We start from the raw sequence: 14,472 nt of genomic DNA, 5'->3' as shown, positions 1-14,472 counted from the left end.
CTTATTCCTGCTTAGGTCTTTTAAAAATATAGCGGGTTACGTAAATCCCGTTTTCATCATCTTTTCCTCCATAACTTTCAACACCGCTGTTTACGAAAGCAAGTTCCCAGCCTTCTTCGGCCATAGCGTTGATTTTTGACGTCACTACCGCGTCATTTGCAGCGATATTTTGAAACCGTATTCCGCCTAAATTAAAAAAGTTGAGCAGTTTAGTTTCCTCAAAATTCTTTACGCGAATATCACCACGATCAGCCTTATTTCGGGAATTATCTTCATCAGAGCGTTCACTGGTAAATTCTTTGTAATCGCGTTCAGCTTCGGTTGAGATCATTCTTGAACGGCCAATTCCGTTAGGGATGATAGATTCAATAACGGTTACGGTTTGATATTCCATCACTTGTGCACACAGCGGAATGCTCAACAAGCCAAAGAAAAGGAGCAGCGTAGTTTTAAATTTCATAATGTAGGATTTTAAGCGTTAACGATTTTAGTTACTTTAAAATAAAGTAGTTTTACATGTTGAAATTAGTAAAAAGATTTGTTGAAAGGAATAGTTTATAAATCAACCGGAAGCTGGTACAGTGTAAAAGATGATTCAGGCAATTTTTACGATTGCCGCATCAAAGGTCGTTTTAGGATTCAGGGTATCAAAAGCACCAATCCTGTTGCGGTAGGTGACCGTGTTATTTTTGAACTTGAAGAAACCGGCGATGCAGTTACAGGAGTGATCAAGGCGATTGAGGATCGCGATAATTACATCATTAGAAAATCGGTAAACCTTTCAAAACAAACGCATATTATTGCGGCTAATATAGATCGCTGTTTTTTAATTATCACACTAAACAATCCGCCTACTTTTACAGCTTTTATTGATCGCTTTTTGGTGACCTGTGAAGCTTATGGTATTGAAGCGGTCTTGCTTTTTAATAAAGTAGATACACTTTCGGCAGAAGAATTTGGCGAAGTAAAATACCTTGCAGAAATGTATCGAGAAATCGGTTATACCTGCATTGGAATTTCGGCAAAAACGGGTAAAAATGTAGACCAGGTCAAAGCGATGATGACCGGAACTACGAGTATGTTCTCGGGACATAGCGGTGTGGGAAAATCTACCTTAGTCAATGCTATTGAACCGGCGCTTGATTTAAAAACTAAGGCTATTAGTGATCAACATATGCAAGGTCAGCATACGACTACTTTTGCTGAAATGTTCGACTTAAGTTTTAATGCTAGAATTATAGATACACCGGGTATTAAAGGCTTTGGAGTGGTTGACATTGAAAAGGAAGAATTAGGAGATTATTTTCCGGAATTCTTTGCGCTAAAAGAGCATTGTAAGTTTAATAATTGCTTGCATCTAGAAGAGCCTAAATGTGCTGTGAAAGAAGCTCTAGAGCGGGATGAGCTGCACTGGTCACGATATGAAAGTTATAAGCAGATCATTGAAGGTGATGAGGAGAATTACCGCCGTAATATTTATGATCAAAACCCCTAAAAACAATTAAATGCGAGTAGTTATACAACGCGTGAGCGAAGCTTCGGTCACTATCGAAAATGTCATTAAAAGCAAAATAGGAATTGGTTTTGTAGTGCTTCTAGGGATCACTGCAGAGGATACCGAAGAGGATATAGAGTGGTTGACTTCAAAGATTTGTGGGTTACGTGTTTTTGGCGATGCCGAAGGTTTAATGAATGAAAGCATTCTTGATAAAAACGGAGAGATTTTATTGATTAGTCAGTTTACTTTGTATGCCTCTACCAGAAAAGGAAACCGCCCTTCTTTTATAAAAGCCGCGAAGCCTGATCAGGCGATTCCTTTATATGAAAAATTCATTGGGGAACTTTCAAAAAAGTTACAGCGTCAAGTACAAACTGGTGAGTTTGGTGCAGATATGAAAGTAGCTTTGGTTAACGATGGCCCTGTAACCATCAGTATTGATTCCAAGAATAAAGAATAATTTAAGATTATATTAAGATTTTACTATATTGCCGTACAATCTATTGAATGGCAAAAAAACTACTTCTATTACTATTTGTTGCATCTTCTGTAGCTTTTAGTCAAGACTTAAAACTTTCTGCGCTTACTGTAAACCCCGAACTTTCTGAGGGTGCAGATAGTGTGTTTCGCAACGAAGAAATTACGTTAGATCTTTCTCGGGAAGGTAAATTAAAGACGCTTATTTCTCGAGTAGTAACCGTTTATAACAAAGCCGGTTTAGGTGATGTTGCGGCATACGTGGGTTACGACAACAACACCAAGGTGAACAGCATCGAGGCGTATATTTACGATCTTTCAGGTAAAGAGCGCGAGCATTTTAAAGAACGTGATTTTAAAGATGTAAGCGCAGTTGATGGTGGTACGCTGTATGCTGATAGCAGGGTGCTTTACTTAGATTATACGCCAACAACTTATCCATTTACGGTACATTTTATATCAGAAACCACTTCAGAAACTACCGCCTTCTTAAGACCTTGGATGCCCTTATCGCGCTATAAAAGCGGCACCGAATTTTCAAAATTTACAGTTATTTATCCGCCGAAGCAAACGCTTCACGTCAAAGAAACGCATCTTGATGGATATGCTATTGAAAAGGAGGAATTAGCAGACAGAACGGTCTGGACGGCCAAGGATCTTGCACCGGTTACTTGGGAGTATAGTGCCCCTGATCTTGATCAACGAGTGCCTCGAGTGAAATGTTTTTTTGATACGTTTTATTTATCAGGCGTTCCGGGTATAGCTAAAACCTGGAAAGACTTTGGCCGTTGGATGTACACTGATTTAGTGAAAGACACACAAGATCTGGATCAAGCCACAATCACCGAAGCGCAAGCCTTAGTTGCCGGTTTAGAAACTGACGAGGAAAAAGCCCGCGCCATTTATCAATATGTGCAAGATAAAGTGCGCTATATCAGCGTGCAGGTAGAGATTGGCGGCTGGAAACCTATGAACGCTTCAGATGTGCATCGTTTGGGATACGGTGATTGTAAAGCCTTGAGCAATTATACCCAGAGTTTGTTAAAAGCTGTGGGGATTAAATCGTATTACACGGTGTTGTATGGGAAATCTGATAAGGAATCTCTAGATACAGACGTGGTCGCTATGCAAGGAAATCACGCGATTTTAGGAGTGCAATTGGGAGACGAAATCCAATTTTTAGAGTGTACCAGTCAGGAAACACCTTTTGGGTACATGGGTTCGTTTACTGATGATCGCGAGGTTTTACTCTTAACAGAAGACGGCGGTAAACTCGCAAGAACTACAAAATATGAGCAGGATGAAAACCGGGTAGCGCTTGAAGCCGCTTTTAAATTTGACGCTTCAGGTGGTCTTGAAGGTACGATCACACGAGCATCTTCGGGAATTTTTTACGCTAACCGTATGTCATTAGCACGCTTAGATCAGAAAGATTTGTCTGATTATTATTATAAAGCCTTTGATGCTATAAACGGACTTTCTGTTAGTAATATTCAGCTGAATAATGATCGAATGAATGTGGTTTATACGGAGTCGCTTGATGCACGTGCCACAAATTACGGTAGTAAAGTAGGGGCTAATTTTCTCTTGCGTCTTAATGCTTTTGCTTTAGGAAGAGATGCTATTCCACCTAAATATGCTCATCGAAAATCTGAGCTAATCATCCTGCGCGGCACAACTCAAGAAGATAAAATTGCGATAACGCTTCCCGAAGGTTATGAGGTAGGAGCGCTGCCTGAAGATGTGGTTATTGAAGAGCAATTTGGTAGTTATCACACTACTTTCCGCAGAGAGGGAACACAACTTTACTACACCCGCACCCTTAAATTCAATGAAGGAAATTACCCTGTAGCTCAGTATGAAAACTATCGGGATTTTTATAAAGCTGTCGTACGCAACGACAGTCAGAAAGTATTAATACAAAAAATATAATATGCGTAAAATTACTTGGTTTGCTTTTTTACTAGTGACTTCATTTGGGGTTGCTCAGGATTTTAGGTTTGGTAAAGTAACTGTTGAAGAGCTGCAGGAAGAGGTACACCCAAAAGATGCTGATGCAGATGCTGCAATTTTATATAGAGAGCAGTTTTCTCATATAGATTACTTTGAGAATGATGGGCTGATGTTGACAACGGAAGTTTATGAGCGCATTAAAATTTACAATACAGATGGCTTTGACTGGGGAACCCAACAAATTCCTTTATATACCGGCGGTTCAAAAAACGAGAGTGTAGGTAAAATAAAAGGAGTTACCTATACACTCGATGGAGATAAAATTGAAGAAAGTAAATTGCGCAACGATGGTATTTTTGATGAGGAGAAAAATAAATTCTACGATGTAAGAAAGTTCACCATGCCCAACTTACAGCCTGGTTGTGTGATAGAATTTCAATATGAAGTGGTGTCGCCCTATTTGTCGACCATTGATGAGATCAGATTACAGGAAGAAATACCTGTAAATAAAGCAGATGTTAGCTTTTATACGCCAGAATGGTTGGTTTATCAATTGCACCGAAAAGGTATTTTTCCTTTAGATATTGAGCAGACCAGTAAGGCTGCGACGATCAATTATCGTGTGCGTCAAGGTGTTTCTAATGGAGGGTCAGTAGGATTTGCGCAAAGAAGTAGTGTGGGTAGCGGGGTTCAAATGCGTAAAATAGATTATCAAAAGAAAGGCTATAAGGTGTTGGCTGAAGATATTCCGGCAATGCGCGAGGAGGCTTATTCATCAAATATTGATAATTACAGAGCCGCTTTAAGTTTTGAACTTTCATTCACTCAATATCCTGGCGAGCCTCTGGAAACCATTACAAGTAGTTGGGAGGCAGTTTCTAAAACTATCTATGATTCAGAAAACTTTGGAGGTCAGCTCAAGTCGGTACGTTTTTTTGATGATGATATAGACGAATTGCTTGCAGGAGCAAATGATCCCGTTGAAAAGCTTGCGCGCATTTATGAATTTGTGAAGCAAAAGATGGTTTGGAACAAATACATAGGTATTTATACAGATGAAGGGGTAAAAGAAGCTTACAAATCAGGAGTTGGAAACAGTGCAGATATCAACTTGATGCTGGTAAGTATGCTTCGATATGCAGGCTTAGATGCAAACCCGGTGATCCTAAGTACGCGTGATAATGGAATCCCAGTCTTTCCTACGCGTAATGGCTTTAACGACGTAATTGCCGGAGCCAAAATTGGAGAGCATACCTTTTTGATGGATGCTACAAACAAAATGGGAATGCCAGACCTGCTAGATGAAGAGTTACTTAACTGGAATGGTCGAGTAATTAGAGAGGATGGATCTTCAGAATGGGTGAATTTATATCCTAGCAAGCACGCTACTGAAAGCACGATCATAAGCTCAGAAATCACCGAAGATTTGGTTGCTGTAGGAACCTTGCAAAGCAGATACACTGGGAATTATGGTCTAACCTATAGAAAAAATTTAGGATCTAGAACAGAAGAAGAGCAATTGAAAGCTTTTGAGCAAATGCATTCTGGAGTTGACATCGCTGACTTAGAATTGAAAAACGCTTTAGAGGTATCAAATCCGTTAGAGGTGGCTTATAATTTTGAGATGCTTAACGGAGTAGAAGAAGTAGGGGGTAAGTTGTATGTCTCGCCGTTGCTACACGTAACCACTACTGAAAATCCGTTTAAATCTGAAGTGCGTGCACATCCAGTAGATTTTAAATTCCCTTGGAAAGACCGCTATATTATAAGTATTAAAATACCTGAAGGATATACAGTTGAAAGCCTTCCGGAAAGTGCCTTGTATCATATGACTGATAAGATGGCTTCTTATGTTTACAGAGTTTCAGCGTCAGAGGATAAAATCAATATCTCTACAGAGATGGCGTTCAATTCTTCGATTATTGCTCCTGATTACTATCAAGATCTTAAAAAGTTTTACGAGACTATCGTAACAAAGCAAAATGAAAAGATCGTTCTTACTAAAATTTAAATTAAGAGAAAATGCGTTATAAACTTTTAATGATTACTATGGTAGTTTTGATGGGTGCAGTTCACTGCGTTCAGGCCCAAAAAATAAAACTAGACAAAGTAACTGAAGACGAGTTGGAGCTAAAGGTGTATGCTGAAGATTCGACCGCTGCGGCTATCTACCTTGACAAGGTAAGAGAGACCTACTTTGATTATAAAACCTCAAGCGGCTTTATGATCATCAACGAATTTAAAGAGCGTATAAAAATCTTATCAAAAGAGGGCCTGGACTACGCAACAAAAAAGATTTTGAGCTATAAAAATGATAGTGATAAAGAGCGCGTAGATGACATAGAGGGAGTGACGTATAATCTTGTTAGTGGTAAAATTGAAGAAATCGAACTCAAAAAAGATGGGATTTTTGAAAATGAGCGCTCTGAGCATTGGGACGAAACCTCGATTACGATGCCGGCAGTACAGGTTGGGAGTATCGTAGAATGGAGTTACACCACCATTTCGCCGTTTTACAAAATCGATGATTTGATCTTGCAAGAAGACCTTCCTATTGTCGAATATTATGCAAAAATAAGAACTCCGGGAATGTTTACTTTCCGCAGATTAAAAAAAGGGTATTTTGATATTACTCCTAAAGAGTCTATCGCTGATGGTGGGGTGAATTTTGAGAATGCTTATGGTCAATCTAATTATGCTAGTTATAAGGAGTTGGTTGCAGAATATACGCAAAACGACGTTCCGGCATTGAAGGAAGAAGTGTTTTTGATAAACCCTGATAATTACCGAAGAAGCATCGTTTATGAATTGATATCTACCGAATTTACTGAAGGAAATAAAAAAGAATATGCAACGACTTGGGAGGAAGTTGCAAAGACAATTTTTAAGCAAAGAGAATTCGGCGGACAGATGAGTCCGTCTCTATCCTTAAAAAAAGTTGCTGCTCGCATGGTAGCTGATCATAAAACCCAAGCCGAGAAAATTGAAGCCGCTTTGCGTTATGTGAAGTCTAAAATAAAGTGGAATGGCAACTACGGGAAATATACAGACGACGGCATCGATGAGGCACTAAAGCGTGGCTCTGGTGATGTAGCAGAAATAAACCTTTTGCTTACGGTGTTGCTGAGAGAGTGTGGCGTACAGGCAAATCCTGTGTTGATAGGCACCAAGCAACACGGTATTCCGTCTTTTCCAACTCTAGAAGGTTATAACTATGTGATTGTTGGTGTGAGAGATGGTCTTAAAACCATTCTTCTTGATGCTACTGATAAGTTTAGCGCGCCTAATATTTTGCCTACACGCGTTTATAATTGGTATGGTAGAATGGTAAATAAAGAAGGTGTTTCTCAGGAGATCGATTTGTATGAAACCATTAGTCCGCAGAAAGATCGTTACGTGATGGCAGACTTAAATGAAGATGGAAGCATCAATGGTGTGCTCAAGCAACGCTATAAAAGTCTTGAAGCTTTTGAGCTTAGGCATAAGGTTGATGAGGAAAGCTTAGAAACATATACTCAAGAAAGAGCAGTTGATCTGGGAGTTGATGAAGTTACTAATCTCAAATTAGAAGGTATTGAAGAATTAAGCGCACCAATAACAGAATCCTTAGAATTCAAAATTAATCAAGGAGTAGATCAGATTCCCGGGCAAATTTATCTCAACCCACTACTATTCTTTACAATGGGTGATAATCCTTTTAAGTCTGATGTGCGTATTTCACCTGTAGAATTTAATTATCCCTTTTTTCATAATACTAATGTCACCTTAAAGCTGCCGGAGGGTTACGAAGTACAACAATTGCCAGAGCCTATAAAGATCGCGCTACCCGGCGAATTGGGTAGCTTTGTTTATTCAATTACGCATATGGGGCAGACCTTGCAGGTGATGACTAAGTTTAATCTAACCGGAACCTTTGTTCCTTATGATTATTATCAAAGCCTTAAAGAGTTTTTTAATCGCAGGGTGGCAAAAGAGACCGAGAAGGTGATTCTTCAGAAAAGTATTTAATAAGCCGTGTGAGTTTGCACTCATTTTTTTGCTTTACCTTAATTTAGCATCTTCATAAAGATTATATACCTATGAAAATTGATGATGCTCAAAAAGCAGTTGATGAATGGATCAATAAACACGGCGTTCGCTACTTCAACGAATTGACCAATATGGCCCAACTTACCGAAGAAGTAGGTGAGGTTGCGCGTATTATCGCGCGCCGCTACGGGGAGCAAAGCGAGAAGGAAAGCGACAAAAATAAAGATCTGGGAGAAGAACTTGCCGATGTTCTTTTTGTGGTGTTGTGTTTAGCCAATCAAACCGGAATTGACCTTCAAGATGCTTTTGATAAAAAGCTTGACCTTAAAACCAAAAGGGATCACGACAGGCATCACAATAATAAAAAGTTGCAGTAATCCACAACGAACAATCAACCAAAAACCACGCATTTTGAAACTGAAACTCCACCAAAAAGAACCGCATTTAGACGGAGACATAGCAATTACAGGATCTAAAAGTGAGAGCAACAGATTGCTTTTGCTTCAGGCTTTATTCGGGAATTTTAAGATCAAGAATCTGTCTAACAGCCACGACAGTCAGGTGATGCAAAAAGCATTAGCTTCAAAAGAAAAGACGGTTGATATACATCACGCAGGTACTGCTATGCGTTTTTTAACGGCGTATTTTGCAGCTTTTGAAGGTAGAGAAACCATCCTTACAGGAAGTTCGCGTATGCAGGAGCGTCCTATAGGTTTGCTGGTTGATGCCCTGAGAGAATTAGGAGCAGACATTACCTATAAAAATAATGAGGGTTACGCACCGCTTTTGATCAAAGGGAAAAAACTTACTAAGAGTACGGTTTCACTTGCTGCAAATGTGAGCAGTCAGTACATTTCTGCGTTGATGATGGTGGGCGCTTCGTTACCAGACGGAATTGAAATTAACCTCATAGGTCAGATCACGTCAGTGCCTTATATAGAAATGACTCGCGCATTGCTCACGCAATTGGGTGTTGAGAGTAGTTTTGAAGGACAGCAAATAAAAATTAAGCCTGCGGGTGCGATCAACGTTTCAGAAATGGTCGTAGAATCAGACTGGAGTAGCGCTTCGTACTATTACAGTTTAGCAGCGCTTTGTGATACAGCAAAGCTGAAAATTTCCAGTTATAAAAAAGACAGTTTACAAGGCGATTCTGTATTGGCAGAATTGTATCAGAAATTAGGAGTCAAGACAACTTTTAAAAAGCATGCGGTACTTCTGGAAAAAGTAGATCAGCCAAAACCGAAACGTGTAGAGTTTGATTTAGCTAATAGCCCTGATATTGCACAAACCATTGCAGTGACTTGTTACGGGTTAGGCGTAGCGTGTGACCTTTATGGCTTGCATACCCTAAAGATCAAAGAAACCGATAGACTTGAAGCGCTAAAAGCCGAATTGACAAAATTAGGAGCGCATATTTCGGTGACTGATAAATCCTTGCATTTAGAAGGGTCGACCAATTTTCAGTCAGATGTAACGATCAAAACCTATCAAGATCATCGTATGGCTATGGCATTTGCGCCTTTCGCTTTGCGAGCTTCCATTCTTTTTGAAGATGCCGAAGTGGTCAATAAATCCTACCCTGATTTTTGGGAAGATCTACACACTTTGGGCTTTAAAATTAATGAAGTGTAGCACTTATTTTTCTGCTGAAAATACTGCGATTGCTTGGTTTTTAAATTAATCCCTTATTTACTTGACAACCCCTACCTTGAGGTTGTATATTTGCACGCTATTTTAAATACCTAAAAAACAGAGGTCCCATGGGAATGAAACTTTCACATTTTAACTTTGATTTGCCTAAAGAACTACTCGCTGAATATCCTGCGGAAAACAGAGATGAGGCGCGTTTGATGGTTCTTAACCGCAAAACACAAACTATAGAGCACAAGTTGTTTAAAGACTTGATCGACTATTTTGAGCCTAACGATGTGATGGTATTGAACAATACCAAAGTGTTTCCTGCACGACTTTACGGAAATAAAGAAAAAACCGGAGCACGTATCGAGGTGTTTTTACTTCGTGAATTGAATTCAGAAACCCGTCTTTGGGATGTGCTTGTAGATCCTGCGCGTAAAATACGTATTGGTAACAAACTTTATTTTGGTGATGATGAAAGTCTAGTTGCTGAAGTTATTGACAATACTACTTCTAGAGGAAGAACGCTACGCTTCTTATATGACGGTTCGTATCAGGAATTCAGAAATAAATTGACTGAACTTGGTGAAACGCCGCTTCCTAAATACATCAAGCGTGATGTTGAACCGGAAGATGCAGAACGTTACCAGACGATTTTTGCTAAAAATGAAGGTGCGGTTGCTGCTCCTACTGCTGGGTTACACTTTAGTAAGCACTTATTGAAGCGTTTGGAGATCAAAGGATTGAACTTTGCAGAAGTAACACTTCACGTAGGTCTAGGGACGTTTAGCCCGGTTGAGGTAGAAGACCTTTCTAAGCATAAAATGGATAGTGAGGAAGCGTACATTGATAGTTCTGCAACTACTACTATTAACAAAGCAATTGGTGAAAATCGTAAAGTTTGCGCTGTAGGAACTACCGTAATGCGTGCTTTAGAAAGTTCAGTGAGCTCTAATAAAACGCTTAACGAATTTAGCGGTTGGACAAATAAATTTATTTTCCCTCCGTATGATTTCAGTATTGCAAACTGTATGATCACAAACTTCCATACGCCAAAATCAACCTTGATGATGATGGTTTCTGCATTTGCAGGACACGACTTTATGAAAGAGGCTTATGAGCAAGCAGTAAAAGAAAAATATAAGTTTTATAGCTACGGTGATGCGATGTTGATCATCTAATCACTTGTTTATTCAGCACAAAAAATCCCCGCGCAAACGGGGATTTTTTTATAATTAAAATTCCGGTTTAAGAGAGCGACTTAATTGATAACTTTGCAACGTGAAAAATACACAGAAAGACATACGAGCACTATCGCGAGAAGAATTGCGTGATTTCTTTGTTTCGCAGGGCGAAAAAGCCTTCCGTGGAAATCAGGTGTATGAATGGCTTTGGGTAAAAGGCGCGCATTCTTTTGATGATATGACCAATATTTCAAAAGAAACTCGCACGTTTCTAGACGAGCATTTTGTGATCAATCATATCAAAGTTGATCAAATGCAGCGCAGTTCAGACGGTACGATCAAAAATGCCGTGAAACTTCACGATAATCTTACGGTAGAATCGGTTTTGATACCTACCGCATCACGCACTACGGCTTGCGTTTCTTCACAAGTAGGTTGTAGTCTAAATTGTAAGTTTTGTGCTACCGCACGTTTAAAGCGTATGCGGAATCTTAACCCTGACGAAATTTTTGATCAGGTGGTTGCCATCGATCAGCAAAGTAGGTTGTATCACAACAGGCCGTTGTCTAACATCGTTTTTATGGGAATGGGCGAGCCGCTTATGAACTATAAAAACGTAGTAAAGTCTATTGAAAAAATCACAGATCCTGAAGGCTTAGGAATGTCTCCCAAGCGTATCACGGTATCAACTTCCGGTGTGCCTAAGATCATCAAAAAGATGGCTGATGATGAGGTGAAATTCAATCTTGCGGTTTCGCTGCACTCGGCTTTAGATGATGTACGTACTGATATTATGCCGTTTAATGAGCAAATGCCGCTTCAGGAATTGAAAGAAGCTTTGCAATACTGGTATGTGAAAACTAAAAAACGCATCACCTATGAATACGTTGTGTGGCGCGGTATTAACGACCAGGATAAGGATATTGAGGCGTTGATAGATTTCTGTCTGGCGGTTCCTAGTAAAGTGAATTTGATTGAATACAATCCTATAGATGATGGTCAGTTTCAGCAGGCAGATCCGTTAGCAATTGATCGCTATGTGGCAAAACTTGAAGATCGCGGAATCACCGTAACCGTACGTCGCTCCCGCGGGAAAGATATTGATGCGGCCTGCGGACAATTGGCTAATAAAAATGGATAGTATTAAAAATAGTATTTTTGCTACAACCTAATAATTTCTAAAAGCGAACTAACTGCACTAAAATTAAAACTTGAAAGTAGTCGAACAAATTAAGCAGCCTATTGCTCACGAAATGGAACTTTTTGAGCAGAAGTTCTCGCTTTCGATGAAATCAAAAGTTCCGCTTCTCAATCGCATCACGCATTATATCGTAAACCGTAAGGGAAAGCAAATGCGCCCGATGTTTGTGTTTCTTGTGGCCAAAATGCTGGGAGACGAGCGCCTCAACGATCGTACCTATCGCGGTGCGTCGGTTATAGAACTAATACATACCGCGACCTTAGTGCACGACGACGTGGTTGATGACAGCTATCGCCGTCGCGGTTTCTTCAGTTTAAATGCGCTATGGAAAAATAAAATCGCCGTGCTTGTTGGTGATTTTCTACTTTCTAAAGGATTACTGCTTTCAATTGATAACGAAGATTTTGATTTGCTGCAGATCATTTCGGTAGCTGTTAGAGAGATGAGTGAGGGCGAACTACTTCAAATCGAAAAAGCCCGCGATCTCGATATTACCGAAGAAGTCTACTTTGAGATCATTAGACAAAAGACAGCAACACTTATCGCTGCCTGTTGCGCGATGGGTGCCTGCGCCATTCACGCGAGCAAAAAGGATGTGGAGGCGATGCGCAAGTTTGGCGAACTCATAGGTCTTGCCTTTCAGATTAAGGATGACCTTTTTGATTACGGTTCGCAGAAAATCGGAAAACCCACAGGGATAGATATCAAAGAGCAAAAAATGACGCTTCCGCTTATCTATGCGGTCAACAACAGTGATGAGAAGCAGCGCAAGTGGCTCATCAATTCGGTTAAAAATCACAATAAGGATAAGAAGCGGGTGAATGAGGTGATTGCTTACGTGAAAGAATCCGGCGGACTAGATTATGCCGTGGCAAAAATGAAAGCATTACAGCAAGAGGCATTAAAAATTCTTGATAAATATCCCGAATCTAAGTACAAAGAAGCTCTTGTGCTTATGGTGAATTATGTAATTGAACGAAAAAAATAAATTTTTAAAGCACTGATATTCATTATTTTAAAAATTTATTTCTAATTATTTTATCTTCCGGGCAACCATTTTAAACTTTTCTGCGTCTTTATTAATGAAGACAGTTTTAAACAGGATTTGTGAAAGTCATTACATTCTTTAATAGCGAGAAACAACTCATAAAGAAAGCCGCGCAGGGCAATCGCGAAGCGCAACGCAAACTTTATGATACGCACGCACCTAAAATGTTGGGCGTTTGTCGTCGCTACTTAAATGACATGATGCAAGCCGAAGAAGCGATGTGTAACGGATTTTTAAAGGTGTTTAAAAACCTGGATCGCTTTAGAGATGAAGGTAGTTTTGAAGGTTGGGTGCGACGCATTATGGTTAATGAATCGATCTCCTATTTGCGCAAAGAACAGAAAATCACGTTTACAGATTATGAGCAGCAGGCTGATGATACAACCTATAATCCTGTGGATAGCGAACTCGATGCAGAAGAAATTCAGTTGTTGATAGATCGCTTGCCAGAAGGCTATCGCGCCGTGTTTGTGATGTATGCGGTAGAAGGCTATAAGCATCAGGAAATTGCAAAAATGCTTGATATTTCTGAAAGTACTTCTAAGTCCCAGCTTTTTAAAGCGCGTAAACTGCTTCAGCAAAAGTTAAACGAACTCAATACCTATCAGTATGGCACCGATAAAGTTTGAAGATAACATTAGAGAGCGGTTGGAGCATCGGGAGATCAAACCATCGGCTGAAGCTTGGCAAAAGCTAGAGGCTTCGCTTGATCAAGAGGCCAAGCCTGCAAAAAGTAAAAAAAGCTACGGTTGGGTTTTGATCGCAGCAAGTTTTATAGGAATTCTTATTCTTGCAGGACGCTATGTTTTTCAGGATGAGATGGATAAAAACCCTGTAAATCAAGTGGTGGAAACTCCGGCTGAAAAGCAAAATGAGCAAAAAAGCGAACCTATAAAAACTCTTCAGCAAAAGCAAAGAGAGATTGCGCCACTAGAAGAAACAAGTGTAGCAGTTCAGGAAGAGCAACAGATCGCTGAACCGCCTAAGAAACGCAAGGAGCAACCGGTTATTCAAAAGTATGAAGAAGCAGTAGCGGTGACCGATTCTCAGAAAGCTTCAGCAGATGAAAAGCTTGATCAAACGACTCAAAGTAAAATTGATGCCGAAGTAAATGATTTGATCAGTAAAGTACAGGAGCAGCAAAACAGCGGAGTCGCCTATTCTGATGCAGAAATTGACCAACTTTTACGAGATGCACAGCGAGATATCATTTCAGAAAAAATGTTTGACCGCGAGCGTAATACGATAAGTGCAGAAGCTTTGCTTTATGAGGTTGAAGAAGAACTGGATCCTTCTTTTAGAGACCGCATTTTTGAAGCGCTTAAAGATGGCTTTATGAAAGCTCGGGAAGCCATTGTTTCTCGCAACAATTAGTAAACTACCTCGGGGTAAAATGCACTTTGGGGTACCAATAAAAATTCATTCATCAATCTAAAGGAAGTTG

General features: G+C 39.8%; 13 protein-coding genes. 12 read left to right on the top strand and 1 reads right to left on the bottom strand.

What is annotated here, in order from left to right:
* Window position 1: 1 nt before the first annotated feature.
* Window positions 2-460: a hypothetical protein gene (locus LDL79_RS04850; RefSeq protein WP_225599377.1), complete on the bottom strand. Its 459-nt coding sequence runs from the start codon at window positions 458-460 to the stop codon at window positions 2-4.
* A gap of 81 nt (window positions 461-541) precedes the next feature.
* Here LDL79_RS04850 and rsgA point away from each other — a divergent pair, with 81 nt between their 5' ends.
* The 12 genes from rsgA (at window position 542) to LDL79_RS04790 (ending at window position 14,402) form a co-directional block, all read left to right on the top strand.
* Window positions 542-1,495 (top strand): ribosome small subunit-dependent GTPase A, encoded by a 954-nt coding sequence (rsgA, locus tag LDL79_RS04845; RefSeq protein ID WP_225599376.1) that lies wholly within the window; start codon window positions 542-544, stop codon window positions 1,493-1,495.
* A gap of 10 nt (window positions 1,496-1,505) precedes the next feature.
* Window positions 1,506-1,958, top strand: a complete 453-nt coding sequence (gene dtd, locus LDL79_RS04840) for a D-aminoacyl-tRNA deacylase (RefSeq protein WP_225599375.1) — start codon at window positions 1,506-1,508, stop codon at window positions 1,956-1,958.
* Window positions 1,959-2,005: 47 nt separating this feature from the next.
* Window positions 2,006-3,907 carry a DUF3857 domain-containing protein gene (locus tag LDL79_RS04835; protein ID WP_225599374.1) on the top strand — a complete coding sequence of 634 codons (1,902 nt, stop codon included), beginning with the start codon at window positions 2,006-2,008 and terminating at the stop codon, window positions 3,905-3,907.
* A gap of 1 nt (window position 3,908) precedes the next feature.
* Complete coding sequence (locus tag LDL79_RS04830) at window positions 3,909-5,939, top strand: transglutaminase family protein (protein ID WP_225599373.1); 2,031 nt, start codon at window positions 3,909-3,911, stop codon at window positions 5,937-5,939.
* A gap of 11 nt (window positions 5,940-5,950) precedes the next feature.
* Entirely contained in the window at window positions 5,951-7,936 is a 1,986-nt protein-coding gene (locus LDL79_RS04825) for a transglutaminase family protein (protein ID WP_225599372.1), read from the top strand.
* A 71-nt stretch (window positions 7,937-8,007) separates the two neighbouring features.
* Window positions 8,008-8,334, top strand: coding sequence for a nucleotide pyrophosphohydrolase (locus LDL79_RS04820; protein WP_225599371.1), 327 nt, complete (start codon window positions 8,008-8,010; stop codon window positions 8,332-8,334).
* A gap of 34 nt (window positions 8,335-8,368) precedes the next feature.
* Complete coding sequence (locus tag LDL79_RS04815) at window positions 8,369-9,592, top strand: 3-phosphoshikimate 1-carboxyvinyltransferase (RefSeq protein WP_225599370.1); 1,224 nt, start codon at window positions 8,369-8,371, stop codon at window positions 9,590-9,592.
* A 134-nt stretch (window positions 9,593-9,726) separates the two neighbouring features.
* The gene (queA, locus tag LDL79_RS04810; protein WP_072983850.1) at window positions 9,727-10,776 is read left to right on the top strand and encodes a tRNA preQ1(34) S-adenosylmethionine ribosyltransferase-isomerase QueA; all 1,050 of its coding nucleotides are present in this window, start codon (window positions 9,727-9,729) and stop codon (window positions 10,774-10,776) included.
* Between the two features lie 100 nt (window positions 10,777-10,876).
* On the top strand, window positions 10,877-11,920 hold the full coding sequence (gene rlmN, locus LDL79_RS04805) for a dual-specificity RNA methyltransferase RlmN (RefSeq protein WP_225599369.1): 1,044 nt from the start codon (window positions 10,877-10,879) through the stop codon (window positions 11,918-11,920).
* Window positions 11,921-11,990: 70 nt separating this feature from the next.
* On the top strand, window positions 11,991-12,968 hold the full coding sequence (locus tag LDL79_RS04800; protein ID WP_225599368.1) for a polyprenyl synthetase family protein: 978 nt from the start codon (window positions 11,991-11,993) through the stop codon (window positions 12,966-12,968).
* Between the two features lie 119 nt (window positions 12,969-13,087).
* Window positions 13,088-13,657, top strand: a complete 570-nt coding sequence (locus tag LDL79_RS04795; protein ID WP_225599367.1) for an RNA polymerase sigma factor — start codon at window positions 13,088-13,090, stop codon at window positions 13,655-13,657.
* Window positions 13,638-14,402 (top strand): hypothetical protein, encoded by a 765-nt coding sequence (locus LDL79_RS04790; RefSeq protein ID WP_225599366.1) that lies wholly within the window; start codon window positions 13,638-13,640, stop codon window positions 14,400-14,402. Before LDL79_RS04795 ends, LDL79_RS04790 begins: the two co-directional genes overlap by 20 nt.
* Window positions 14,403-14,472: the final 70 nt, after the last annotated feature.

The sequence above is a fragment of the Leeuwenhoekiella palythoae genome, assembly GCF_020310025.1.
Taxonomy (GTDB): Bacteria; Bacteroidota; Bacteroidia; order Flavobacteriales; family Flavobacteriaceae; genus Leeuwenhoekiella; species Leeuwenhoekiella palythoae.
The sequence above is the reverse complement of the archived record's forward strand: the minus strand, read 5'-3'. Positions and strand labels throughout refer to the sequence as shown.

What these genes read in the sequence shown, in the direction of transcription:
- queA (WP_072983850.1), top strand. Translation starts at nt 9,727, where the DNA reads ATGAAACTTTCACATTTTAACTTTGATTTGCCTAAAGAACTACTCGCT.
- dtd (WP_225599375.1), top strand. Translation starts at nt 1,506, where the DNA reads ATGCGAGTAGTTATACAACGCGTGAGCGAAGCTTCGGTCACTATCGAA.
- LDL79_RS04830 (WP_225599373.1), top strand. Translation starts at nt 3,909, where the DNA reads ATGCGTAAAATTACTTGGTTTGCTTTTTTACTAGTGACTTCATTTGGG.
- LDL79_RS04825 (WP_225599372.1), top strand. Translation starts at nt 5,951, where the DNA reads ATGCGTTATAAACTTTTAATGATTACTATGGTAGTTTTGATGGGTGCA.
- LDL79_RS04820 (WP_225599371.1), top strand. Translation starts at nt 8,008, where the DNA reads ATGAAAATTGATGATGCTCAAAAAGCAGTTGATGAATGGATCAATAAA.
- LDL79_RS04790 (WP_225599366.1), top strand. Translation starts at nt 13,638, where the DNA reads ATGGCACCGATAAAGTTTGAAGATAACATTAGAGAGCGGTTGGAGCAT.
- LDL79_RS04850 (WP_225599377.1), bottom strand. Translation starts at nt 460, where the DNA reads ATGAAATTTAAAACTACGCTGCTCCTTTTCTTTGGCTTGTTGAGCATT.
- LDL79_RS04835 (WP_225599374.1), top strand. Translation starts at nt 2,006, where the DNA reads ATGGCAAAAAAACTACTTCTATTACTATTTGTTGCATCTTCTGTAGCT.